At 49.8% G+C, this 24,460-nt stretch carries 27 protein-coding genes and 1 tRNA gene; 11 read left to right on the forward strand and 17 right to left on the reverse strand.

The genetic code is table 11. The features are described 5' to 3' along the window. Nucleotides 1-305: 305 nt before the first annotated feature. Nucleotides 306-1,031, reverse strand: coding sequence for a dolichyl-phosphate beta-glucosyltransferase (locus BDT_RS11170; protein WP_015091348.1), 726 nt, complete (start codon nucleotides 1,029-1,031; stop codon nucleotides 306-308). Continuing rightward, a complete protein-coding gene (locus BDT_RS11175; protein ID WP_015091349.1) occupies nucleotides 1,031-3,121 on the reverse strand; it encodes a site-specific recombinase in 2,091 nt (696 codons plus the stop codon). Before BDT_RS11175 ends, BDT_RS11170 begins: the two co-directional genes overlap by 1 nt. Before the next feature lie 117 nt (nucleotides 3,122-3,238). Between BDT_RS11175 and BDT_RS11180 the strand changes: the two genes are divergently transcribed. Genes BDT_RS11180 through BDT_RS11195 form a run of 4 tightly spaced genes read left to right on the forward strand, consistent with a single transcriptional unit; the run spans nucleotide 3,239 to nucleotide 5,525 of the window. Beyond that, entirely contained in the window at nucleotides 3,239-3,796 is a 558-nt protein-coding gene (locus BDT_RS11180) for a thioredoxin-like domain-containing protein (RefSeq protein ID WP_015091350.1), read from the forward strand. Then, nucleotides 3,793-4,215 (forward strand): FixH family protein, encoded by a 423-nt coding sequence (locus BDT_RS11185; protein ID WP_015091351.1) that lies wholly within the window; start codon nucleotides 3,793-3,795, stop codon nucleotides 4,213-4,215. Before BDT_RS11180 ends, BDT_RS11185 begins: the two co-directional genes overlap by 4 nt. After that, entirely contained in the window at nucleotides 4,216-5,109 is an 894-nt protein-coding gene (locus tag BDT_RS11190; RefSeq protein WP_015091352.1) for a hypothetical protein, read from the forward strand. Between the two features lie 8 nt (nucleotides 5,110-5,117). Next, nucleotides 5,118-5,525, forward strand: a complete 408-nt coding sequence (locus BDT_RS11195; RefSeq protein ID WP_015091353.1) for a FixH family protein — start codon at nucleotides 5,118-5,120, stop codon at nucleotides 5,523-5,525. Here BDT_RS11195 and BDT_RS11200 read toward each other — a convergent pair. Further along, nucleotides 5,522-5,845, reverse strand: a complete 324-nt coding sequence (locus BDT_RS11200) for a KH domain-containing protein (RefSeq protein WP_041577713.1) — start codon at nucleotides 5,843-5,845, stop codon at nucleotides 5,522-5,524. The genes BDT_RS11195 and BDT_RS11200 overlap by 4 nt on opposite strands. A gap of 297 nt (nucleotides 5,846-6,142) precedes the next feature. On the opposite strand from BDT_RS11200, the gene BDT_RS11205 reads away from it, so the two are divergent. Further along, nucleotides 6,143-6,706 carry a HutD family protein gene (locus BDT_RS11205; RefSeq protein ID WP_015091355.1) on the forward strand — a complete coding sequence of 188 codons (564 nt, stop codon included), beginning with the start codon at nucleotides 6,143-6,145 and terminating at the stop codon, nucleotides 6,704-6,706. On the opposite strand, the gene BDT_RS11210 is transcribed toward BDT_RS11205, so the two are convergent. From BDT_RS11210 to mbhE, 7 genes are read right to left on the reverse strand one after another with little or no spacing between them, the layout of a single operon-like run. Continuing rightward, nucleotides 6,703-8,376, reverse strand: coding sequence for a glycoside hydrolase family 13 protein (locus BDT_RS11210; RefSeq protein ID WP_015091356.1), 1,674 nt, complete (start codon nucleotides 8,374-8,376; stop codon nucleotides 6,703-6,705). The genes BDT_RS11205 and BDT_RS11210 overlap by 4 nt on opposite strands. A 27-nt stretch (nucleotides 8,377-8,403) precedes the next feature. Continuing rightward, nucleotides 8,404-8,733 (reverse strand): cation:proton antiporter, encoded by a 330-nt coding sequence (locus BDT_RS11215; RefSeq protein WP_051026302.1) that lies wholly within the window; start codon nucleotides 8,731-8,733, stop codon nucleotides 8,404-8,406. Further along, the gene (locus BDT_RS11220; RefSeq protein ID WP_041577715.1) at nucleotides 8,730-8,987 is read right to left on the reverse strand and encodes a monovalent cation/H+ antiporter complex subunit F; all 258 of its coding nucleotides are present in this window, start codon (nucleotides 8,985-8,987) and stop codon (nucleotides 8,730-8,732) included. Before BDT_RS11220 ends, BDT_RS11215 begins: the two co-directional genes overlap by 4 nt. Then, on the reverse strand, nucleotides 8,984-9,322 hold the full coding sequence (locus tag BDT_RS11225) for a Na+/H+ antiporter subunit E (RefSeq protein ID WP_015091359.1): 339 nt from the start codon (nucleotides 9,320-9,322) through the stop codon (nucleotides 8,984-8,986). The genes BDT_RS11220 and BDT_RS11225 overlap by 4 nt, the downstream gene beginning before the upstream one ends. Then, nucleotides 9,319-10,779 carry a complex I subunit 5 family protein gene (locus BDT_RS11230; protein ID WP_015091360.1) on the reverse strand — a complete coding sequence of 487 codons (1,461 nt, stop codon included), beginning with the start codon at nucleotides 10,777-10,779 and terminating at the stop codon, nucleotides 9,319-9,321. Before BDT_RS11230 ends, BDT_RS11225 begins: the two co-directional genes overlap by 4 nt. Then, nucleotides 10,776-11,072 (reverse strand): sodium:proton antiporter, encoded by a 297-nt coding sequence (locus BDT_RS11235; protein ID WP_041577717.1) that lies wholly within the window; start codon nucleotides 11,070-11,072, stop codon nucleotides 10,776-10,778. The genes BDT_RS11230 and BDT_RS11235 overlap by 4 nt, the downstream gene beginning before the upstream one ends. Then, nucleotides 11,069-13,603 carry a hydrogen gas-evolving membrane-bound hydrogenase subunit E gene (gene mbhE / locus BDT_RS11240; RefSeq protein ID WP_015091362.1) on the reverse strand — a complete coding sequence of 845 codons (2,535 nt, stop codon included), beginning with the start codon at nucleotides 13,601-13,603 and terminating at the stop codon, nucleotides 11,069-11,071. The genes BDT_RS11235 and mbhE overlap by 4 nt, the downstream gene beginning before the upstream one ends. Nucleotides 13,604-13,883: 280 nt before the next feature. On the opposite strand from mbhE, the gene BDT_RS11245 reads away from it, so the two are divergent. Then, the gene (locus BDT_RS11245; protein WP_015091364.1) at nucleotides 13,884-14,963 is read left to right on the forward strand and encodes a DUF3943 domain-containing protein; all 1,080 of its coding nucleotides are present in this window, start codon (nucleotides 13,884-13,886) and stop codon (nucleotides 14,961-14,963) included. Here BDT_RS11245 and BDT_RS11250 read toward each other — a convergent pair. Beyond that, nucleotides 14,960-15,316 carry an HAD-IA family hydrolase gene (locus tag BDT_RS11250; RefSeq protein ID WP_080602387.1) on the reverse strand — a complete coding sequence of 119 codons (357 nt, stop codon included), beginning with the start codon at nucleotides 15,314-15,316 and terminating at the stop codon, nucleotides 14,960-14,962. The two genes, BDT_RS11245 and BDT_RS11250, sit on opposite strands and share 4 nt — an antisense overlap. A gap of 163 nt (nucleotides 15,317-15,479) precedes the next feature. On the opposite strand from BDT_RS11250, the gene BDT_RS11255 reads away from it, so the two are divergent. Continuing rightward, nucleotides 15,480-16,052 (forward strand): class I SAM-dependent methyltransferase, encoded by a 573-nt coding sequence (locus tag BDT_RS11255; RefSeq protein WP_015091366.1) that lies wholly within the window; start codon nucleotides 15,480-15,482, stop codon nucleotides 16,050-16,052. Here BDT_RS11255 and BDT_RS11260 read toward each other — a convergent pair. The 5 genes from BDT_RS11260 to BDT_RS19300 form a co-directional block, all read right to left on the reverse strand. Then, a complete protein-coding gene (locus BDT_RS11260) occupies nucleotides 16,025-16,642 on the reverse strand; it encodes an isochorismatase family cysteine hydrolase (RefSeq protein WP_326929567.1) in 618 nt (205 codons plus the stop codon). The two genes, BDT_RS11255 and BDT_RS11260, sit on opposite strands and share 28 nt — an antisense overlap. Continuing rightward, nucleotides 16,602-17,141, reverse strand: coding sequence for a hemerythrin domain-containing protein (locus BDT_RS11265; protein ID WP_015091368.1), 540 nt, complete (start codon nucleotides 17,139-17,141; stop codon nucleotides 16,602-16,604). Before BDT_RS11265 ends, BDT_RS11260 begins: the two co-directional genes overlap by 41 nt. 13 nt (nucleotides 17,142-17,154) lie before the next feature. Further along, on the reverse strand, nucleotides 17,155-18,330 hold the full coding sequence (locus BDT_RS11270; protein ID WP_041577722.1) for a zinc-dependent alcohol dehydrogenase: 1,176 nt from the start codon (nucleotides 18,328-18,330) through the stop codon (nucleotides 17,155-17,157). 14 nt (nucleotides 18,331-18,344) lie between these two features. Further along, the gene (locus BDT_RS11275; protein ID WP_015091370.1) at nucleotides 18,345-18,938 is read right to left on the reverse strand and encodes an SRPBCC family protein; all 594 of its coding nucleotides are present in this window, start codon (nucleotides 18,936-18,938) and stop codon (nucleotides 18,345-18,347) included. 71 nt (nucleotides 18,939-19,009) lie between these two features. After that, nucleotides 19,010-19,162, reverse strand: coding sequence for a hypothetical protein (locus tag BDT_RS19300; protein ID WP_015091371.1), 153 nt, complete (start codon nucleotides 19,160-19,162; stop codon nucleotides 19,010-19,012). A gap of 221 nt (nucleotides 19,163-19,383) precedes the next feature. Between BDT_RS19300 and BDT_RS11280 the strand changes: the two genes are divergently transcribed. The 4 genes from BDT_RS11280 to BDT_RS19090 all read left to right on the forward strand — a co-directional run bounded on the left by BDT_RS11280 (nucleotide 19,384) and on the right by BDT_RS19090 (nucleotide 24,151). After that, nucleotides 19,384-22,992, forward strand: a complete 3,609-nt coding sequence (locus BDT_RS11280) for a hypothetical protein (RefSeq protein WP_015091372.1) — start codon at nucleotides 19,384-19,386, stop codon at nucleotides 22,990-22,992. Nucleotides 22,993-23,073: 81 nt separating this feature from the next. Beyond that, nucleotides 23,074-23,499 carry a hypothetical protein gene (locus BDT_RS11285; protein ID WP_015091373.1) on the forward strand — a complete coding sequence of 142 codons (426 nt, stop codon included), beginning with the start codon at nucleotides 23,074-23,076 and terminating at the stop codon, nucleotides 23,497-23,499. Nucleotides 23,500-23,508: 9 nt separating this feature from the next. Next, complete coding sequence (locus tag BDT_RS11290; protein ID WP_015091374.1) at nucleotides 23,509-23,826, forward strand: hypothetical protein; 318 nt, start codon at nucleotides 23,509-23,511, stop codon at nucleotides 23,824-23,826. 40 nt (nucleotides 23,827-23,866) lie between these two features. Continuing rightward, nucleotides 23,867-24,151, forward strand: a complete 285-nt coding sequence (locus BDT_RS19090; protein ID WP_200859533.1) for a hypothetical protein — start codon at nucleotides 23,867-23,869, stop codon at nucleotides 24,149-24,151. A 202-nt stretch (nucleotides 24,152-24,353) separates the two neighbouring features. Here BDT_RS19090 and BDT_RS11295 read toward each other — a convergent pair. Next, nucleotides 24,354-24,427: transfer RNA gene (locus BDT_RS11295), tRNA-Cys, on the reverse strand. Between the last annotated feature and the right edge of the window lie 33 nt (nucleotides 24,428-24,460).

Raw genomic sequence — 24,460 nt, forward strand, 5'->3', positions numbered from 1 at the left:
ACAATTGAAGTCCTCATGGAGAGGCACTTCATTTCAGCTTGAAAGATTTATCAAGTACTCTTTTGGAACCACCTAAATATTTTTTTGGCACCAGAAAAGTGAAAAAATCTGTCATGAGGGTGGGGGTTCCAAAGTGGCACCCCAGTTCGATTTTAGGACCAGCGCGGCCTTTATTATTAGATTCTCTTATAGATACCATCATTTATTTGGAATTAGCTGCACAATATTAAATCAAAGTAAATGACCGTTCGCGTCGTCACTTTTTTGTTCATGAGCAGTATTTGAGCAACCGGAAAGCCGCAGTATCAGGCCTTTTTAAGGCGACGGCGCATCTGACGGATGGCAAAAAGCATTTCCAAACTGTCATGGACAATGCGCACACGCGAAGATTCTTTGTGCTGCCAGCGAATCGGGACTTCGCGCACACGCAGACGGAATTTTTCCATGAATAAAATCAATTCCACATCCCAGGCGAAACGTTCAACGGAAAGAAGCGGAAGCACCTTGCTGCGAAACACCTCTTCATTGCGCACAAGTTTAAAACCACACTGAGTGTCTTTATAAGGAAGGCCGATAAAGAAGCGCATGATGCGATTAAAGATCTTCCCCATCGTCTGACGAATCCAGTGCTGCCGAACTTCAATCTGACTGTCCGGCAGGGCCCGTGATCCCATGATCAGATCAAAGCTCTCTGACCAGGTCAGAAGTTTGTTCAGTTCTTCCCACGGCGTTGCCATATCCGCATCCGCCACCAGAATCCAGTCACCGCGGGATTCAATCAGACCTTTTTTGACCGCCGCCCCTTTGCCTTGATTTTCCTGCAGACTGTGCAGACGAAGCACCGGCCAATGCACACGGTCTTTTTCCACCACTTCACGCGTGCGATCGCGGGAACCATCATCAATCACCAGCACTTCACAGATTTCGGCTTTCAACACTCCGGATGAAGAAAGCTCACGCAGCCGCTGCAAGGTGCCCGGCAGACGCTCTTCTTCATTGTAAGCTGGAATGACCACCGAAACTTTCTGCATCAGTGGCCGTGATTTCCATTCGATGATTTCGGCACAGTCGCCCCCACCGGCAGGAAGAAGCTTAAAGGGCTGGAGAAGAATCTTTTCATCACGGCTTTACGAATGGCTTTACGCTGAGGCGGCTTGATGCCGCGGGCTTTGATCGCCACCCACAACGCCATCCCGAAGCTGACCAGCACGTTCAGGGCCCCAATAAAGAAGATCCCGATCACCGCGCGCCAGAATTCCCAGGACTTCATAAAGTCCACACCCAGAACCGGCAAGGCACCGCCCAGAGTTCCGGACGACAAAGTCACATGGCGCACATCCAGATGCAGGCCGATGAATTTCATAATCTCTGGAGTCATCCCCAGCAAAATACCCAGGGAGATATTCCCGACAAGACCCGAGATATTGTTTTCAAAAAACACGGCAATACTGCGTGCCCCGCGTTTGCCAAAGATGGCTTTCAACGTCGGACTGCGCGCCAGAGTCTTACGCAAAGAATTCAGCGCAAACCAGTTGTCTGCCCAACCGGACGTTAAACTGGACAACCACAGCAAAATCCCGGTGAACGCCGCAAAGATCAGCGCCGGCCCAAAGACATCGACGGACTTAAAGGCATAAACCGCCTTTTCATGAGACATCAAATGTCCGCCAAAAAGCATAAAGAACAGGGCATCAATCAAAATCACACACGGAATAACAAACATGACGTTGCCTGAAATGGCCGCCACCTGAGAACGAATGATATGCGTGATGTCCGTCACCAGATCATTCATGCCTTTTTCACTGTCCACATCCTGCATTTTTGCCGCCAACGCCGGCGCGGTCATCGCCGGCTGCTTGGTGCCAAGAGTAAATCCAGCCAGATGAATCGCCACAAAGCTCAGCGCATAGTTGAAAGAGGCAAACACCCCTTCCATAAAGCTTGAAAGCCCCAAGGCCAGAATGCCGATCTTGACGTAAACGGTGATCGCGGTCATCGCGCCGCCACCGCCGGCAGCCTGAAGCATGCGACGGTATTCTTCTTTTGTGCGGGTGATATAGTGCTCGCCGGTTTCAGCAGCCCGTTCAACCACTTTTCGCGCCAGCAAAGAAATGTTCTGGGACAGAAGCGATGAAATACTGCGCAGTTCCTGATTTTCCTCGATCAGCTTTGAAAGGAAGCTGGTGACTTTTTTAGAGTCCACGCGCTCGTTAAGCAAAATCTCAAGCAGGCTGTCAACCCGCTGCAAATAGGTGCGAAGACGAGCCAGCTGGAAAACAAGATCGACACTGACCCCGTATTCGTCCAGATGCTTGTGCACCTGCACCAGTTCACGACGACACTCCCAGATGATCATGCGAAAGCGCGAGGCTTTTTCCAAAGCCAGATTGCGATCCCCGGCATGATAGGCATTCATAAACTCTTCAAGACCGCGCACCATCGCAAAGAACGCGGAATCACGGAAGTTCGGCTTATCCAGACGATAGCGAATCGCCGGTGACAGCCCAATGGCGCGCACCTGAATGACCAGATACACCAGCGCATCTTCCAGATCCATGCCGAAGCGGTTCCAGTCTTTTTCATCAGAGCCGACTTCGTAATTGAAAAGCTCCACCAGACGATCAAAGGTCGACGGATCAATAGAGGCCACCCACAAAGGGTCATCTTTTTCCGGGAACAGAGCCCAAAACAAATACCCCAATTCATGATCCAGCGGCGGAGTCGGCAGCATCTTCATCATCAGACGATCAGAAAGCTCGCTCCAAAGCCCCACTTCCCGGGGAAGGCCGGTTTCGGTGTAAAGCTCAAGCCCGCTGACTTCGTGGACCACGGTTCTAAGAATCACCGCGACAGATTTTTTCCATTGAGGATTGCGCTCCAGAACCATCAGCAGGTAACGCAGACGAGCCACCGGCAGACGACCGGTTTCTTTTTCAATATGCGCGTCTACAGCGCCTTCATAGCGAACCCACTGCAGCAGCCGAACCAGCCACTGGAGCTGATCTTCCAGCTGTTTCTGTTCTGAGGCCGAGCCTAAAAGCACATCCAGGTCACTGTGAACCTTGCTGCTTCTTTTGTACTGAATGAACCGATTTCGGAAGGCTTTGATCTTTGTAAACATATAGAAAGTTTACAGAATCCCATTTCAAAGGCACGCGGGATTCTGCCCAAAGATGCGTTGCGCAACGCAACCATTTGTGGCATTTCTCCCCATCCCTCACCGTGCTAAAAGTTCGCTATGCGAAACGGTCTGATTTTCACCCTTATTTTGATGTTCTCTCAAATCTCTATGGGAGCTGATAAAATCACCAGCCTTTCAGGGCTTGATGTGCTTAACAGCGAAACAAAGACGTTTGCCACCGCCGGACACAAGGCCACGGTCATCGTGTTTCTTTCAGCAAAGTGCCCTTGTTCTGCCAGCCATGAAACTTTGCTAAAGGACCTCAGCCAGCAGTACAAAGAATTCCAGTTCATCGGCATTCACTCCAACTCGGACGAAACTCTTGAAGAAACACAAAATCATTTCCGCGAAGCCAAGCTGCTGTTCCCGGTGATTCAGGATTCTCGCAGCCAGTGGGCCAACAAACTGGGCGCCTTGAAAACCCCTCATGCCTTTGTTTTAAGCCCTGCCGGAGAAATGCTTTATCACGGTGGTGTGACGGACAGTCATGTAGGCCCTACTGCCAAAAAGCAGTTCCTGAAAGAAGTCCTTGAAGACCTGCAGGCCGAAAAGCCTTCTCGCCACAAAGAAGGGCGCGCCCTGGGTTGTTACATCCAAAGAGCGGACGAAGCATGAAGCATCTGATTTTGCTTTTAGCCCTGAGCCTTTGTGCCTGCGCCCGCCCCGATTATCTGCCGGAAACACCCGCGGCGAACAACGAACAGAATGATCCTCAGTCAACCTGCCCGATCTTTTTCAGCAAAGAAAATATCTGTGCTGAGCTGATCTGGAAACAAAACCCCACCAGCACGGATTTTTCTGAATTTGAACTTCGTTTCAACTCTGCGGTGGCGATTGAAAATCTGTCCGTGATTCTGTGGATGCCATCCATGGGGCATGGCTCATCCCCGGTGAAAATCGAATCCCTTGGAGACGGCAGGTTCCGTGTCTTTAAGGTCTTTTTCATCATGCCCGGTGACTGGGAAATTCGCATCGTTCTGAAAGCCACCCAAACAACCCTGGATCAGGTCTTTGTACCTTTGGTGGTGCCTTAGATGAAACTGCTGGCATTGGCTTTGTTTTTCGCAAGCTCTCCGACTATGGCAGCCAGTTGCTGTGGCGGCAGCTTTTCATTTCCCGCTTTGATTCTGGGGGATGACAAGGCTCAGATCACCGGAACCATTAGCCAGTCTGAAATCACCGATGATGTCTTATCCAGCGGCAAATGGATCCGCCGCAAAGATGACAATCGCGCGCAGATGCTAAAACTTGAAGGGGCTGTTCTTTTTAGCGACAGCCTTCAAGGGGGTTTTTCCCTGCCCGTGCATTCCAAAAACAGCCGCACCTCTGACACCAACTCAGGCCTTGGGGATGTGTCGCTGTACCTGGGGCATGAAACTTTCCCCGAGCTGACTTATTCAGCCTGGAAACCCCGCGGGGTCACGTTCCTGCAATGGACCCTGCCGACAAGTCCATCCATTTATGACAGCGCTTTGAATGCTTCGGATATTCGGGGTCGGGGCTTTTATTCTTTGGGGGCGGGACTTGCGCTGATCAAAGCCTGGAAAGTATGGGATTTTAATTTCAGTTCTGAACTTCACAGATCATTTGAAAGAACCGCTTCCGGTGACGCCTACAACGGTGAAGCCACCATCCGTCCGGGCTGGGGCACGACGCAAAGCCTGGGTGTTGGCTGGAATCGCGGGGACTTCCGCTTGGGAAGCTCTTTGGCGTTTCTTTATGAAGAGGCTATTACCATCAGCGGTTCAACAACTTCGCAAGGGCATGCGCAAAAAAACTTCACGCTCAGTCTTGCGGGAAGTTACATGATCAATCTGGAATCGGCCGTGACCGTCAGTTACGCCGATCAAAGCCTGATCGGAAATCCTGTTAATTCAAGCTTATCAAATACCATTAATCTGAGCTACCAACAGCGGTGGCCCCGTTAGGAGACTTTATGTTTAAGAATTTCATGCTTGCTGCCGCACTGATGCTGGCATCTGTAACTGCTGCCGCCGAACAATCCGCAGACTGCCCGCTTTCTTTCCCTGGCAGTGAACTGTGTGCGACTGTTGAATTTGCCCAGGCGCCAAATCAAAATGCAGATTCTCCGTTTGTTCTGAAAGTTTATGATCAGACCAGCACGGCTTCTGTGCCTGCGTTGGTGGATCCGGCTCAGCTGAAAGTGGATTTGTGGATGAACATGGGTCATCACGGCCACGGAACATCACCGGTAAAAATTGAAAAACAGGAAGTGGGAACTTTCCTTATTTCTGAAGCGTACTTTGTGATGCCGGGTAAATGGCTGATCCGCGTTTGGATCAATGGTGAGAAAAGCGAAATGACAGTTGTGGTGAAGCCTTAGGCTTCAACCACAAAGTAAGGAATTTCCACGATGGCCCGGATGCCTTTTCGGGCCAATGTTGCTGAAAGAACCGCGCGAATGCCGCTGATGTTCTTGCCTTTGCAACCGATCACCTGCCCCAGGCACTTCTGATCGCATTCGACTTTATATACAGTCGTCTTGTCGCCCACCATATATGTTACAGAAACCGTGTCAGGATAATCGACCAGACCTCGGATCAAAGTCTCTAGCAGACTTCGTCCATTCTCTCGATCTTGGTCCTGGTTAGGGCTGATCTCAGGTCTTTTACGAATGACTTTGATCTCTTTAAGGCCAGACATTGTTTCACTCCAATTATATCAACAAGAAACATTTCGGTTTTGTAATAATCAAACTAAAGGGTGATTTGCCAAATGTAATTCAAATTCTTCAAGAACCCCACCAAGAGTTAGGCACTTTTTTTAGTTTTCTCAAAGCGACCCGCAGTTACCGAAAAATCCAAGGTTACTTAGTAGCAAATAGAATGGATCACGAAATTATTCTCGAGTTTTTTTCGCACTGTCCGAGCCAATCATTTTGTGTAATTTGAATTGCGAGATTTCTTGGACATCCGGAAAGAAGTTTTCTCTAATGGTATCATGATTCAACTTCTGAAAAGCTCAAGCTATCAACGCATGCCCTGGAAAAACGGCCTTGGCGTCACCGACCAGATTGATCTGGCTGCGTCCGAAATCAAAAGCAGTCAGCCCTATGCGTGGCGACTCAGCTCGGCTCTGGTCGCAGCCTCCAATCCATTTTCAATCTTTGAGGGATACAACCGCCTGCTTAGCGTGGTCGAAGGTGATGGCCTGATCTTGAATCAAAACCCGCTTCTGCCGTTGCAGGTGTGCGAATTTTCCGGTGATGACCATACAGATTGCCAGCTGATCGGTTCGCCAGTCAGGGATCTTGGGTTGATCTTCAATCCCAAAACCCACCGCGCACGCATGCAGTTTCACACTCTGCCAAACGTGAGCGAATCGGTCTTTTCCCTGCGTGAAGAAATTCAGTTTTTTTATGTAGTCCAAGGAAAGATGCGTATGGCGGGGCAAACCGCCGAAGCTCAAGACTGCTTCAAACTGACCCAGGAAACCCAGGTCAAAATCCAAAACACCGGAAGCGAGACCCTGGGGTATTACCAGATCTCGCTGTCCCACATTTAATTGATTTTATAGATTCGACTTTCAAATGGACGAAGCTCTCCGCCTGTAATCTGATGGTGGTCAGCCACAGACTGATTCGCCATCAAAAGATTCGCGGAAGACAGGCTGATTCCCGGAAGATCAAACTTCGCAGGCTTCCCCGTCATGTTGGCCATCACCAGCATTTTCTCTTTTCCGTCATTGCGGGTGTAAGCATAGATCTGATCATGCTTGCCCAGCACTTCTTCATAGATTCCATAAATGAACACCGGATGAGCTTTGCGCAGACTGATCAAATTGCGATAAAAATTCAGAACTGAATTTGGATCCTTGTCCTGAGCCGCCACGTTGATGCTCTTGTAATTCGGATTCACCTTCAACCACGGACGCCCTGTTGTGAAGCCACCTTGATCAGAAGAATCCCACTGCATTGGCGTTCTTGCATTGTCACGGGAAGCACTGGCAAGATCTGCGGTGATTTCCGCATCCGTTGCGCCCTGCTTGCGGCGAATGGTGAAAATATTTTTTGCAGAAACATCGTTAAAGTCCTCAGGCCCTGCAAAGACCGTATTGGTCATGCCGATTTCCTGCCCCTGATAAATGAACGGCGTCCCCTGCATCAGGAAATACATGGTCGCAATGGATGTCGTGCTTTCGCGCCAGAAATTCTGAACATCGCCCCATTTGGAAGTGATACGAGGCACATCGTGATTTTCCACGAACAAGGCATTCCAGCCACGGCCTTCAAGGCCTTTTTGCCAGCGGCCCAGAACTGATTTCAGTTTTGCCAGATCCACGCGACGTTCCGGGTTTGCATCCCACAAGCCCACGTGCTCAAACTGAATGATCATGTTGAATTTCTTTTGAGCCGTGCCCACCCACTCTTCGGCATTTTCGGCGGACACCCCGTTGGCTTCCGCCACGGTCATGATGTCGTACTTGTTGAACGTGTTGGTGCAAAGGTCTTTCAGATATTCCTGAATGCCATTCACGTTCATGTGCTTGTCATAAGAAGGCACGTACTCAAGATTGTTCGGGTTGGGCATATCTGCAAGTCCCGGCTCTTTGCGGGCATGGCTGATGGCATCGACACGGAATCCATCAATGCCCTTGTCCAGCCACCAGTTGATCATGTCATAGACGGCTTTACGCATGTCCAAATTTTCCCAGTTCAGATCCGGCTGTTTGCTGGAAAAAATATGCATGAAGTACTGCTGGGTCAGATCATCAAACTTCCACGCAGATCCGCTGAAAATACTTTCCCAGTTGTTCGGTTCTTTACCATTTTTTCCATCACGCCAGATATACCAGTCGCGTTTGGAATTGTTTTTAGAGCTGCGGGATTCAATAAACCAAGGGTGCTCGTCACTTGTGTGATTCACAACCAGATCGATGATCAATTTCATGCCACGAGCGTGAGCCTGCTGCAAAAGCTGGTCAAAGTCATTCATGGTGCCGAATTCGTGATGAATATCCTGGTAATCGCTGATGTCGTAGCCGTTGTCGTCCTGCGGGGACTTATACATCGGGCAGATCCAGATGACATTGATGCCCAGATCTTTCAGGTAATCCAATTTGGAAATCAATCCCTGCAGATCCCCCATGCCGTCGCCATTGGAGTCCTTAAAACTGCGAGGATAAACCTGATATACGACTGCCTCTTTCCACCAATTCTTCTGAACTTCGGACACGACTCTGACCCCTTGTGAGTCTCGAATTTAAACTGACGGCTCATCGGACTGCAAATCATTTCTCTTCAGCTGCAATGGGATAATCCGGGCATTGCGCACCCGTACACGCCCCATCAGATAAGAAGATACCGGAATGCCCAGGAACAGCACCAAAGCCGCCAGCCCCAACAGCCCTCCCATATAGACATCGCCAAAATGCAAAGCCGCAGCTGCGCACAAAAGCACCACTCCCAGAGTTGACGACTTCGAAACCGCCGCCATTCGCGTCAGGGTGTCCGGAAACTTGACTCCGCCTATCGAGGCCAGCAAAATCAAAAGGCATCCCAACAATAACAACACCTGCACAACGACGCTCATGACAGATCCTTTTTACGTTCCAGCAAGAACACAAAGAATGTATTTGAAAGGAACGATAAAGGCGCCAGAACCAAAATCAAAGAAACTGCCTCTTCACTGTTGCTGAAAACCGCATACAACACGGCCGAGGCAATGGATACGTTGTTTAACAGATCAAACGTCATCACCCGATCCATCCAGTCAGGTCCCTTGATACAGCGATACATGGCCAGGATAGACGACAGCACCAAGGCTGCAATCATCACGTATATCATGACTTCACCTCCCCCAGAATCAAACGCAGCTTGTGTTCAAAGCGGGACTTTAAAATCTGCATGTCCTTATCAGCATCATCGGTGTGCAACAGGTGCACGTACAACAACCCCAAATCCAGGCGCACCCGAACCACCATGGATCCGGGGATCAGAAAGATAATCAACGACAGCCACCAGACGCCCCATTCACTTTTGATATCCAAAGGCAGCCGCACAATTGCCGGCTTCATAGAGCGATTGGGACGAAACACCCAGGAAACAACCTGCAGCACGGCCACACAAAAATCCCAGGCAAACTTCAACAGCACTTCCAGGGTCCAAATTAAACGCATCATCTTAAGCCCCCTTCCATCAGTTCCTGAGCCATTCTTTCTGTCAGACTCATCAAAAACTGAAAGCCCAGACCCACCGCTAAGATAAGCAAAGTCATCGTCAGCAGGGGTACCACCAGCCAGCGCACCCGGCCCTGCCGGTCATTTTCCGGCAGTGAAGAAACTGCCGGTTTCCAGAACACACCATTCCAGATTTTTAACATCGACATCAAAGTCAAAAGGCTGACCGCCAAGGCCATAGCCACGGCCAGCCAGCGTTCCTCCACCAAGGCTGCTTGCAGGGTTAAAACCTTTGCCCAAAAACCCGAAAGTGGTGGCACACCAATGAGCGACAAGGCCGAGAAAGCAAATACCGCTCCTAACACGGGACGGGCCTTCCATAGTCCGCCGGATTCAGAAACGAAACTAGTGCCTGTGACTTTTTCCATCGCTGCGACAGAGAAAAACAAATTCGTCTTCACCAGCATGTGGTGAATCATATAAAACACACATGCCGCAATTCCCGCGGACGTTCCCAATGACAATCCCAAGACCATATAACCAACTTGCGAAGTACTGTGAAAAGCCAAAATACCTTTCATGTTGTCACGGGAAAGAGCCCCCAGCACACCCAGGATCATCGAAATCAAAGCCAGAACATACAAAAGCGGCAGCAGTCTTTCACTGCCTGGCAATGCCGCCACCGGCACCAAAATTCGCAACAGTGAATAGACGCCCACCTTGGTCAGAAAACCTGCGAAAACTCCCGCCACTGCAGTAAGCGTCACAGGGTAAGCCGCCGGCATCCAGAAAAAAAACGGAAACAGCGCGGACTTCACCGAAAAAGCCATCACCAGACAACACAGCCCGACAACGACCCCCAGGTTCTGGCCATAGGTGCGCTGGTACTGAATCAGATCCACGATATCAAGGCTGCCAGCGGTATTATAAATAAAAGCAATGCCGATCAAAAAAGCCACAGATGAAAGAATACTTAAGACAGCGTATTTGTAAGCCCCGGTCACCGAGGTGCGGTAACGACTCATCGCCACCAGGAAAAAAGATGACGCCAGCATCACCTCATACCACACATACAAATTAAAAAGGTCCCCGGTGGAAAAGGCCCCAAAGACCCCCATCATCATGAAATGAAACAGACTGTAATACCCGCGCAGTTCCCACTGCCGATTTAAAAGTGCCTGCATGGACATATTCCCACATAACGCCACCAGTGAACTTCCAACCAGCATCACCCCTGCCAACAAGCCCACAGAAAATGAAATACCAAAAGGAGCCTGCCAGTTACCGATCTGCATTGTTTGAATGCCACCTTCTTCGACCCGCAAGAACAAATGCACTGACGCCGCCAGGGCCGCAACCGATCCCGCCAAAGACACACACCGTAGCAAAATGGAATTCTTGCGACACAGATATGTCAGTATCGCCGTCACAAAACTGATCAGAACCGGAGCCACAATCATTCAGAATCCTCCGGCAAAAAATCCGCATCGCGGGATTTCGAATACTTAAGCCCCTGACTGGCCAGAACCAACAGAACCGCCGTCATGCCAAGACCAATCACGATCGCCGTCAGAATCAGAGCCTGACTTAAGTGATCATCCCCTTGCGATCCGCCACTTTTTAAAATCAGCAAATTCACCGCATGGCCCAATACGCTCAAGCCCAGAATCAAAGTCAGCCAGTCCCTGGAAAGGATCAACCATACCCCTGCCGAAAAAAGCATGGCAATACTGAGTGAGAGGAAATCAATCATACGTCCCTCCTCAAAAAGGCGAAAAACAAACTTGTTCCCATACCCAGCACCAGCAGATAAACGCCCACATCAAACAACAAGGGAGTTCCCAGAAATGCCAAAGATCCGGGCAGCCACACCGCCGTCAAAAAAGGCTTTCCTAAAAACAGCGGCGCCAAGCCCGCAGCAAGGGCCACCAACAGTCCGGCACAGATCCAGCTGACGGGTTTCATCACCAGCACCTTGCGGGCCCACTCCTCGCCAAATACCAGACCATAAAATGTGAACGAGATCGCCAGCACCAGGCCCGCGATAAATCCTCCGCCCGGAGTGTTGTGACCCCGCAAAAGAATAATCAAAGAAATCAGAGTGAATAACGGCGCCATCACCCGCACGGAGGTGTGTAAAATACTGGACGGTCGCAAAGTCAAATTCAGTCTGCGTCGTCGCAACAGCATAAAGTGAACACCCATGCCGACAATTCCCAACACCGTGATTTCACCCAAAGTATCCATCGCCCGGAAGTCGACCAGAATCACATTGACGACATTTTGCCCCTTCCCCAATGGCAGGGCATTATCCCGATAAAAATCCGCCACTCGGGAAGAAAGCTTGCCGTCAGCCATGACACCGCACAAAAGCAAAGCGCCGACAAAAGCCCCTGCCGTCACCACCCCACGCACACTTCGGTACAAAATGCTAAAGCCCGACGGATTCGGCCGTAGAAAAACCAATGACAACGTCAAGACCACAACAGAAAGTGTTTCCACCGCCATCTGAGTCATGGCCAGATCCGTGGCGCCCACGCTGAGGTAAAACAGACTGATCGCAATGCCGACGACTCCCAAACCCACCACTTTCAAAAGTGGCTTCACACTGATCAGTATCGGAATCAAGCCCAGGACGACCAGCACAAACGGAATGATCTGAAAAAGAACCAACTCGTCCGTTTTCAGCGATGGCGCATATTCCTGCAAAGGCAAAACCCATGGCAGTATCAGGCAGGGCACCATCAGCATCCACAGAATATAAAAACTCAAGCGCCCGCTTTGCAGGCGATCCATGATTTTTTTAGCGAGAGTCCCCATATAACCCACGCGTGGTGAAGGTTTGTACAAGCCCTTCAGCCACACGGCGGCCTTGGTGACGACACCGGCATAACGGGCGGCAAGAACTGTTCCCAGTCCAAAAGAAATCAGACTCAGAATCAACGCAAGATTCACCCCGGTCCACATTTCAAGATTCACGTCCACATCACGAAGCACGATGGCTGACACCACGGGGTTTAAAAAATACTTATTGATATCTGCCAGGAAAAACCCGGCCATCCAGCCACCCGTGGCCAACAACAACGGTGGCCCCCACATGCTGACATGGACTTCATGCAGAATCTGACGGTCTTCCTGCCGCGCAAAGATCACCACAATCAGACGATAACCCACGACGATGGACATGATACTGGCCCCAAGTAATGCCAGTACCAGAAACGACCCGGGAAACTTTAAAGCCAGTGCGGATTTGAACAGATATTCTTTACTTAAAAAACCCATGCTGAATGGAAGACCCATCATCGATCCCAGCGCCATCAACAATGCCAACGACGTCAGCGGCATACGACGATAAAGACCCGATACATGATCCAGACTGCGCCCGCCCATTTGTTTGTCGATGTTTCCCACACACATGAACAGACTGGCCTTGTAAAAAGAATGCGCCAGAATGTAAGAAAAGAACGCCTTCCAGGAATAAGCCTCATGCAATCCCACGAGCATGCACATCCCCCCCAGTGAGCTGACAGTGGTCCATGCGAACAATTGTTTCAGGTCGGTCTTGGTCAAGGAAACAATCATACCCCAGATCAGGGTTGCAGCTCCAACAAACCCCAGCGTCATCAGCCAATCCAGATTTTTATCAAATAGAGGGCTGAATCTTGCCAGTAAGAACACGCCGAGCTTTACCATCGTGGCTGAATGCAGATAGCAGCTGGCAGGTGTGGGCGCCACCATGGCTCCGGGCAGCCAAAAGTGAAAGGGAAATTGTGCCGACTTGATCATGGCAGCAATCATGATCATCAGCATGCTCAGCTGACTGTGCTGATATTCGGTGTGGCCATATAAAATTTCAAGCAACGAGTTGCTTCCCGAAGCTTGTGACAGCATCAACAAAGCCAGAAGCAGACAAAGCCCGCCTGCGACATTTAAAACCAGCGCCTGCTTGGCTCCTTTACGAACATCAGGATCGGTGAATTTAAATCCGATCAGCAAAAATGAACACAATCCCGTGGCTTCCCAAAAGCCATAGAATACAAAAATATTATCAGCCCAAAGAACCCCGAGCATGCAGCCGGTGAATGCAAAAAACAGCGGAAAGAATCTGCGCCGTTCCAAGGTCTTAAAATAAGTACCGGCATACACACAGACACACACACCGATCCCCGTCACAATGCAGGCAAAAAAGTCTGACAACCCGTCACGGGGAAAAGGCCAGGACTGTTCGATGAAGGGTTTTAAGCTTTCCCCAAAGGCTCCCAGATACGGCAAGACAAACAGCACTCGCCATATGGCCGCCGGTAGCCGCAAACACAATGAAGCAGTCAGTGCTAAAAGGAAAAACAAAATCACCCAGTACATCAGCATCAGCACCTCTTTTGTTTACCTTCTAAAGTGTTCCTAAGATTGGGGATTCAAACAACTTTGAATGAAATCTTCGGGATAAAATCAAAGGCACTTTCACAGGTCCCCATAGGACCCGATGGCCCTCGTTTTGCTTTGCAGTATTCTTGAACTTTTCCGTCTCTGGAAGTGAGGTCTTATGCACGCTCTAATGCGATATATGGCATTTGGGCTGGCCCTGTTGCAATTGCAAGGCGCCAGCGCCAGCAATTTTCGTAACCCTGCCAGCAATTTAACACCAGAGCCGTTCTATCAATCCGCCCCAGCGGCCAAAGATCCAGTGGCAGAACTCATTGAGAATCCTTATCACAAGTATTTTACCAAAGCCGATATCGAACGAATCAGCCAGCAAATGCGTGAAGAAGAACGTCGCAAACAACGCTTGATCAAAGGGCAGCTGATCATGGTCGACACTCGTGACCAGGACGCTTGCCTGAAAATTCAGGATCAGCTGATCAGCAATAGACAATTTAAAGCCGTGAATGACGTCAAAGGCCTTTGTGTGCAGGACAACACTAAACCAATCGCCAGTGTGATGGTGTTGCGCGAATCCGACGAAATCGAATGGCAGCGTGAAGTGGATATCAGCGGCCTGACTTCAGATCAATCCAACCTTTACACCAGCACACGCAACGTGGCCTTGGGTGCCGTGGGTGTTGCGGGCTTGCTGTACATGATGCCTGAAAGCGTGACTAAATGGGACAAAGAGAAAATGAAAAACCTGGGCAAGAACTGGCAGGAAAATGTCAAAGAAGGCCCGGTGATGGACAAGGATGACTGGGCAATCAATTATATCGGCCACCCCTATTCCGGCGCTATCTACTATCAGGTGGCACGTCATGCGGGCGTGGGTCCGATGGGATCTTTTGGTTATTCCGTGCTGATGTCGACGTTCTTCTGGGAATATGGTGTGGAAGCCTTTGCTGAAAAGCCGTCTCTTCAGGATCTTTTCATCACACCGATCATTGGATCCATCATGGGTGAACTGTTCTATCGTGCAGAAATGAAGATTCAGAGTAATGGCGGGAAAGTCCTGGGCTCCAAGAAGCTGGGCTCGGTGCTGATTGTTCTGATGAACCCGATGGGGGCCTTCAGTGACCAAATGAACAAGCTCTTTGGCAGCAAGGTTATCAAAAGTGCCAGTGCACGTTGGGTCATGCGACGCCACACCAATTCCGGCGGTCACCCCTCCGTTGAGCGCGCGCCCATCTGGGGCTTGGAACTGGAATTTAAATTCTAATTTGAAAACTGCCGCTGAAGGATTTCCAAAGTGGCAGGCACTGAATTTACGGAATGAAATGATCTGAATCCCAATTTTTCCGCAGCATCCACATTAGCCTGACTGTCGTCGATAAAGACAATCTTTGACGGCGACAATCCCACTTCGTCCGCCGCCGCCAGATAAATCTCGGAATCTGGTTTTCGATGTCCCAACTCGAAACTGGTCAGAATCCGGTCAAATCTTTTCAAAACCGGAAACTGCTTCATGATGTACTCATAATGTGGAAGATTGGTGTTGGAAAGAGCGTACAGCGGACAATACCGACCATATTTGGTCTTGTCGGGCTTTATCCAAAATACCGAGCGCTTCAACTGTCTTTCGCCAGTTAATTTCTAATATGATTCCACCAATATCCAAAAAAATCGCCTGTGCCGTCATACAACGACGATACCACATTTTTGTCGAAAATGAATCTTCACAGGGTTTCAGATGACGTTTTGACAGCTTTCCCGAAAACATCTCAGATTAAAAGGTGTGGAACCAAACTTCGAATCCCCTCAGTCAGAACTGCCGCAAAGCCCCCATGAAAACCTGCTTGAAGCGGATGGGGCTGCATTTCCCTCATTCTGGCAGAATCTGCAAAATCAAGATGTACTTTTGGTGGGCTGGGGTCATGGCCGTCTGGCTGAAAGCCTGATTCAGGCAGGCAACACTCTGACCTGCATTGAAACCTCTTTGGATTTAATTTCCAAAGCCCGGGACTTTACAGAGTCCCATCACATGGAAATGATTCATGGGGACTTCCTGAACTTTCCGGATTTCAGTGCTCAGCAATTTTCCGCAGTGGTGACCAGTCTGGTTGCAGAACCAATCAAGGATCTTACCCATTTATGCCAGCAAGCAGTGACGGTACTGAAGAATGACGGAGTATTCTATCTGTCTGAAGTCCATCCCGAATCAGCTCCCCCCGCCAATCACATTCACGACGAAGAAGCCATTACCGTGGCGGCCACGCAGGCAGGCCTTGATCTGCAGCGCACTGAAATCAAATACAGCATGAAAGACTTGAAAGCTCTGATTCAAATGTGGGAGTTTCGCACCTCGTGAGACGCCGAAATACTGACATCCAGAACAGTCTTCATCTGCGTTAAGGCGCCGACGTTTTCTTTTTTGGTATTCGAAGCCACACAGTCCTGCGGAATCCAAACTTTAAAGTCCCGCATGTGGGCATCGTTCGCCGTAAATAAAACACAGATATTGCCCGCGACGCCGGTGATGATCAGTTTCTGCACCCCGAGCTCTTTTAAAAGCACATCCAAATTGGTATTAAAGAACCCGGAATGCCGGGGCTTCAGGATAAAAAAGTCATCATCTGCGGGATGCAGAATTTCTGCAATATCCTTTCCCAGACAGTCCGACTGTGTACATAGATTGAATACCTCTTTCCAGTCCGATCGCCACTGCCCGAAGTTGTCGTTTAAATAGATAACCGGAATTCGATGCTTGCGCAGACGAACTTTCAGCTTCTGAATCTTTTTTGCCACGGGCAAAGCCAGTCGCGCCAGGTCCGCCCCTTGAGGAAAATCAAAGGTGTTAATCATATCGATAATCAAAAGAGCGACCCGGCGACACGAAAGGACCTCATTGGGCTTCATCTCAGTGTTTTGGCTTGTCCAAGTCTGACTCGTGCGCAGCATCCGTCCCGCCTTGTTCGAGCAACTTGGTTTTAAGCATCAAAAACTGCTGACCCATGGCCAATCGCTCCGCGGGCTCGGAATTCTTTTTAAAGTCCGGCAGCAGCTCGGATTCTTCCTCTTCGATGTGGTGCTCGACCAACTCAGCCAGGACTTTCACACGCGCCGACCAAAGGTCCTCATCATCCGTGCGCATGATCTCTTCCAGCAACTGATCTGCGAGCTGATGTTCGACGTCACCCTCAAATCCTTCTTCACGCAGTTCTTCGTTGTTTTTCATATAGGTGTAAAGAACCTGTTCTTCAGGTTTGGCATGAGTCACCAGCAACGGTGCAAATTCGGCAAAAGCCTCTTCCCGTTCGGAAGAATCCTTATCGGTGTTCTTCAAAATTGTGATCAGTTTTTTCAAGGGACGATGATCTTCCAGAATAAGGTTCACGATATCAGCATTAGCCATGCTTTTGGTTTCAGATCTTTGTTGTTGCACGTTGTTTCCAGGCATCTTGTCCCCCTTTTTAGTGCATTTTAATTACGACTTTGCGGTACTCGTCTTTTTTGTCGTTGAAATTCTTGTAAGCCTCCGGTCCCTCTGTAATATCAATCCGATGACTGATGATTTCGGCAGGATCCATCCGGCCTGCCAGAATCAGCTCCAGCAAAGGCTTCATATACTTTTGGGTGTGCGTCTGACCCATGTTAAACTTCAAGCCTTTTCCGAAGGCTGCGCCAAAAGGAATTTTGTCCAGCATTCCTCCGTACACACCGGGAATGGAAACCGTGCCCGCCTTACGGCAGGCCTGTATAGCCTGGCGAAGAGCATCGGGCCTGTCGGTGGCAAGCATCACTGATGTCTTGGCCCGGTCGATCATCGCCGTTACGGTCTGACCATGGGCCTCAAGCCCCACCGCATCGATGCAGGAGTCCGGCCCCACTCCACCGGTCAGATAACGGAGTTCATCCAGTATCCCATCACCAGTTTCATCAAAGTTAATGCACTCTGCCCCAGCTTGCGCTGCCAGCTGCAACCGGCTGTCAAAGTGGTCGATGGCAATGACCCGTTCAGCACCCAGCAAAAAAGCACTGCGAATAGCCAGCTGCCCCACCGGGCCGGCGCCCCAGACAGCAACGGTGTCACCACGTTTGATATTGGCATTTTCTGCCGCCATCCATCCAGTCGGAAGAATGTCACTTAGAAACAGAACCTTTTCATCATCAATGCCCGGAGGAATGACGATGACGTTTGTTTCAGCATAAGGCACGCGCAGGTATTCAGCCTGGCCCCCAGCATAGCCCCCATACATATGAGAATATCCATACAATCCCGCGCCGCTGGTGCCATAGGCCGCATCCGCCAAATGCGCATTGGGATTTGAATTGTCGCAGGCGGAATATTCTTCATGTTCACAGTGATGGCATTTCCCGCAGCCAATATCAAAAGCCACGACCACTTTATCGCCGACCTTCAATCTTTTGATGGCCGGGCCGATTTCCACAATTTCGCCCATGTTTTCATGGCCCAGAATATCGCCCTTCTTCATAGTCGGAATATAGCCATTATATAAATGCAGATCTGAACCACAGATAGCGGCCGTGGTAATTTTGATAATAATGTCATCGGGACGCAGAATCTGCGGGTTTCGCACGTCCCTCACTTTAACACTATGTTTGCCTTCCCAGGTCAATGCTCTCATGACAGATCCTTTCCCTAATGTATCCAGTTGTCGCTTTCATCCTCGTCCCGTCCACTGGGTTGCCCCTGAGTGGTGGGCACATGCCCGGTTTCAATAAATGCCTTCAGGCGGTAAAGATTCTTCTTTGAGGTCATCATGGCGTCTTTGCCAAAAAGCCTTTCGATTTTGCCTCCGACTTCGCCCGCCAAATTGTCATAGGCAACAAGCATCCGGACCATGGTTCCCCTGCTGGCAGAGGCATTTTCTAAAAATATTCCCACCTGATAGTCAAATCCGGCAGATGTTTCGGTTTTCCAAATCAAGGTGAAGGCACCTTCATCGTCTTCAAGCTGCATAGGCACTCGCACGGGCTGATCAATTCCTGCCTCATTAAAATACCAATCAGCTTGATTGGGGCCATTAATCTGAACCCGCCCCAGATGTTCAAAAAACGATGGCAAATTTTCCAGGTTTCTTAAAAGTGCATAAACTTCTGCAGGATTCTTTTTGTTGATGGTCAAAGAAAAAGGCCGGTGTCCCAGACCATCTTCGGGAAAGTATTTTTCAAAAAGGCGAAGCTCCGCTTTCTTGGACCTTACTGGGACACTTTTTTCAAATTCCTTTTCCATAACGGCCTCCGTTAAGTTCTAAATGACAAGCCCGAAACAAGTCCGGGCCTGACACTCGGTAAGTTCATAACCTATTCTTCATCCGTTTCACTCTCATCACGGGAACGAGAGGAACTGGTAGAACTGCGGCCCGTCTGTTTTCCAGAACGGCTGGAGCTTTTACCAGATGACGTGGAAGAACGGCTTTGTTTGCCAGAGCGAGTTGAGCTTTTTGTGCCTTTCATAGCGGCCTCCTTTTTCGTCTGAGTGTAGACGCCAACCCTAGAATGTCTCTAAATTGCGCCTTCATTTCTGAGATTTAAAAAAACGTCTGTACGACATGTTCAGCGCCACTGTCCTTAGTGTGTCTCACCTTGAAACAAAACTGGACCCTGCGGAACACTAATGTTCAGTTTCCCTAAGGATAGTTCTTAAAAATCAGAGCATGGGACCGATAAGAACTAAGATGTTTAAAGGCACGTATTTCCTGAAGAAACTATCATATTTAAGACCGACCTCCCTGCAGGTCGGCTTCTTATTTTTTGCCATGATTCTTTCAGCATGTACGGCCGAACTTGAGATTTCTGACATCCAATCGTCAACGCCGCTTTTCACGCAAAAACCCACGGCATTTTCGTCAGCCACTTCACCGACGTTCCACTTCAAAGCCGCCAACAGTGTGATCAAGTCCTACAAATGCTCTTTGGATCAGAGTGAATGGTACGACTGCACCAGTCCGCACACCCTAAGTGGTTTGGTACACGGTGCACACGAATTCAAAGTGCACTCCTTTGACACAAAAAACGCCCTTGCCGGAGAATCATCCTTCCAATGGATTGTCGACACGGATCTGCCAACTTTGAACGTTACACAAACGCCGGCGCCTCTGAACAATTCAAACACCGGGGTCTTTAACTTCGCAGCCACGGATGCAACCTCCCCGATTGCGGGTTATCAGTGCAAGCACACCAGCGTCAGCCAGCCAAGCGGAAGCTATGAAACCTGCAGTCCGTTGGTACCATTGGTGGGTCTCATTGAAGATGTTCACACTTATGCGATCAAAGCCGTGGATGAAGCCGGCAACCTGTCAGCGGAATACACTTACACGTGGACCGTGGATCTGACCGCACCCGAAGTGCAGATCACTGCGAAACCTGCGACGGCAACAACCAGCCCTTCGGCCACTTTCAATTTTACCAACACAGAAACCGGTGGAGCTGTATTTGATGGCTACGAGTGCAAGATCGACGCTGACGACTATGCTGTCTGCGTAACAGGTCAGACATATGCCTCTTTGTCCCAAGGGGCTCATAGCTTCTCTATCCGCGCCAAAGACACGGCCGGAAATATCAGCACTCCGCTGACTTACAACTGGATCGTGGACTCGGGCACGGTGACCTTGTCATCCTTCACCATTGCCAACAACGCGACGACCATTGGCCTTGCCTATACTACAACACAAATGACCGCGACATCCGCCTTTGCTGCGATCACCAGCATGAGGTTTTCAGAGCTGGCTGACTTCTCGGATACCACGTGGGTACCCTATTCCGCCGCTGGCACCACCACTTTAAAAAATCCCGGCGGCTTTAAAACAATTCATGCCCAGGTCAGAAATGCCGCAGGAACGGTCAGCAACACTTTGACTGACACCGTGACCTTGGATCTGGGAAATCCCCCGTTGGTGTACCTGACGTCCCCGGCGGGTGGTCAAACTTATGCACCAGGTGCGACGATGAACATCGAGTGGTCCTGCAGCCCGGGTGTCGGCCCTGTTCCGCTGGCGACAAACCCGATCAGTTTGATCCAGTACACGGTGGATGACGGCATCAGCTTTCACACCATTTCCACCCATCGTCCAAACAACTTAAGTGCGACTACAGGCAACATCTCATGGGTGGTGCCTTCGCTGACTCCGACCAATCAGACGATCAGCACTACAACGCCATTAAAGATTCTGATCTCGTGTGTATCAGATGCCGGCGTTGTCACCAGTGCAATTTCTAATGCGGTAAATTCACAATGGACTGTCCTGATCGGTGAACCCGGAAACTTAAGCACAGGTGTGCACATGAACGCGGCGGATCTGACTGCCAACGCCACGACGGGGATGTATGGCTTCTTTGCTGATTCCCTGAATCGCATCTATTATACAAAATTCAACAGCATTTCCACTGTCAACTCGGAAACAGGTTTGGTTTCAACCTGGATGGGCGAACCGTTCAATCCGTCCTGTGACCTGGCTAACGGAAAATTCGAAAGCCCGATGATTATAGATATCAACGAAGCTGATGAAATGCTGGTGTTAAGCCTGCCGTGCTCGCAACTGGCGCGTATCCGCATTTCCGATAAAACAGTTCTGTGGAACAAATCACTTCCCGCAATCAATATCATCAGTAACGTTCTGAACAAAGAACAGGCCTCCAGCATAAGATACGTAAAAACAGGTCACCTGTTCTATTTCTCCAATGAAGCCTTCTGGATGGTGGACGTCAATTCTGCCGGAAAAAATCCGGTGCTGGTCATGGGAACACCGGGCACTTGCGGGACAATGGGGGCTGTGGACACGATGGCGGATGCTTCTCCGATTCCGTGTCCAACCTCGGATCTTTACCTGACTCTGGTCAGACCTGATCTGAACAAGATCTGGATTCATATCAACGGAGCCGCTTTCGAACTGCAAAAACAAGCTGCTTACGGAAAATACAAGATCGCTCAGGTAGGCATGACCACAGGCACTTGGGGCACTTTCTATAATCGCTGCACCCAGGTCGCAGGGCTGCCAGGCAAACTTTACTGTCTTCGCGCTCAATATGAAGGCAATAAGCTTGCGTACTTCGATCTCGACACCGAAACCTGGTCCGCCACCTTCAATCTGGACAAACACTACAAAAACATGTCGACCATCTTCTATATGGGATCGGCCAAAGACTTTATTTATGCCTTCTCAACCACCACGAACGAACTTTTCAAAGTCGTGGATGACAATGGGACATTCACCAACTTCGCGGTTGCGGGTGTTCCATTCTTCACCTTCGGAAATGGCACGGATCCGTCCAAAGCGGCGTTTACACAGATTTCAAGCATCGCCTATGAACCAGCTTCGCAGTATCTTTACGTCCGTGGTCCGCGCCACTTAAGACGACTGCACGTCGACACCTCGGTGCCAGGCTCTGAAGCAATTGATCACATTGCTACTGGCTATCATGGCACTGCAGGCAACAGCTCGGCCTATGGTTCATTAACTATTTTAGGAACCGGCATTGCCGCGTTCTCGCAAATTGCGGGCACCCCTGCCAATCTGTGGAGCTCTTACAACATGAGCACCTGGGATGCCAGCACATTGGAATACAACCTGACGGTGGGACCTTCTTACTATCAGGCGACGTCTGCCGCCAGCGCGTACCCGGCCGTGAATGTCGGCGAGTTCAACACCACGAACACCGGCTATAATCTGCATTCTTATCGCAAGATTGCGACGTTCCTTCCGAATAACAAGCTGTATTTCTATGGTTCCTCGGGCTTGCTGGATGATGCCGACCTTTGGATTTTTGAATCCGACAAAGACACCGGAAAAATCAAACCCGTTGTTGGCGGGGCTGGTGCACCCGCCTATGTGGCTACGGATCATGGTCAAAATGCGTGGGGTTCTTACTTAAGTGATATCTCGGGACTGCAAAGCAATGCCGACGGGGATCTACTGATATTTGACGGCTGGAGGCTGCGTAAAGTGACTGTTGCCACTGAATCCGGCAGTCCGAAAATCTATGACATCACGAACTTTGCGGGTTTGCCGAATAAGCCCACGATTGCATCTTGGACCCACGCCGTTCACGACAATGCCACGGGCTGGAGCTATTTCGTTGCGCAAACCGAAGGCTCCACGCAGGGGCAGGTATGGGCCGCTCATCTTGACGTCGGCTTTGTGCAGATCCCTACGGCTGGCTGGGTGTTACCTGCGCGTTTGTCGGTCTTCCGCCCGATCACCCTGCAGATCACTCCGCTGGGATTGCTGCTGCTGGATACCACTAAAAAGCGAATTCTTAAAACGGCGCTGTTCCCGGCACCACTGTAATCCCCGTGTCTCAATTTAATAAGACCGCCAGAAAACATAAAATAATTTAGTAATCATCCGATAAGAACATGCGGAGGATTTATGGAGCAGAAGCGCAAGACACCCACCCTGTTCTGGCCGGAAATCAATGACCGCATCGATGCCGAAGCTCTTGTAAGGCGTGCCGTGGGGATTTGTGTCTTTATCGCCGCCATGAGCATCACCTTAAGCCTGTTATACAAGTACCAGATAATCGACATCCCCATGGCCAAGGACGCCTGGGGCAGCGCTTTGATATACGGGGTGTTGGCGTACTTCATCTCGGAACATTCAAAAACAGCCGGATGGATGGCCCTGATCGTCTATCTGGGAGATCGCATATACACCATCAAGCACACCGGCGTTGGCGGCATCGCCATCGCGGTGATATTCACCTGCAGCTTTATCGCCTGCATCCGCGCGCTGAATTACTTAAAAAAGAATCCGACCAACAAACCCGAGCAAGAAAACATCCCCAAAGCGAGCTAAAGGACATTCATGCAAACCACCGAAGTCACCCTTGAAAGAGCCATTAAAATTCTATGCAGCTGGTCCTGGCGAATGATGGTGCTGATGTTGCCGGTGATGGTCATCACGGGCGTATTGATGTTCTTAATTATGCCCCCCCCAGAACCCGGTGCCACGCCGGAAGAAATCCAAAAGAACATGCCGTTTGTGCCGTTCTTTATCATGTGGTTCCTGATGATGTCCGGCGGAATCCTGGCCCACGCAGTTTCAATTCAGTGGTTGATGAAGACTCGCTGGTCGGATTTTCATTTGGTGGCGGTGGTATCAAACCCAAATGAAAGAAAATAAAATTTTTCTGAGTCCCATGAACCTTATAAATGGAGAAAAAATGCGCTTATTAAAATTAGTCATCCTTTCTGCCACTTTTGTTTCAGCAACAGCATCAGCAGACACTTACGTTAACGGTTACTATCGCAAGAACGGAACTTATGTTCAGCCTCACTATCGATCAGACACCAACAGCACTCGCTCAGACAATTGGTCGACCAAAGGAAACGTAAATCCGTATACCGGGGCGTATGGAACCAAGAATCCTTACGGCTCCGGAAGCTCATATAATAACAACTCGTATGGAAACTCGAATAATTCAAATTCAACTAACTGGAACGATTAGTTAGCACTTCGCCCTTATAATGAGAAACCCCGCTGTAAAGCGGGGCTTCAGCTCTAAGACAGATATGCATCTACCGAAATCACCAAACTCAAAATCTTGGCGGAGTCGGGAACCCAAAGAGCCAGGCTTGTAAGGTTCATGTCGACTTTATTTTCTAAAGAGGCTTAAAACACAAAAACCCGCTGTTAAGCGGGTTTAAAGTTGGAGGTGACGAGCGGATTTGAACCGCTGTAGCAGCTTTTGCAGAGCTGAGCCTAACCCCTCGGCCACATCACCATGTGCATTTTCTTATGCGAAGGAAGGACCAAA

This window comes from Bdellovibrio bacteriovorus str. Tiberius (assembly GCF_000317895.1).
Lineage (GTDB): Bacteria > Bdellovibrionota > Bdellovibrionia > Bdellovibrionales > Bdellovibrionaceae > Bdellovibrio > Bdellovibrio bacteriovorus_F.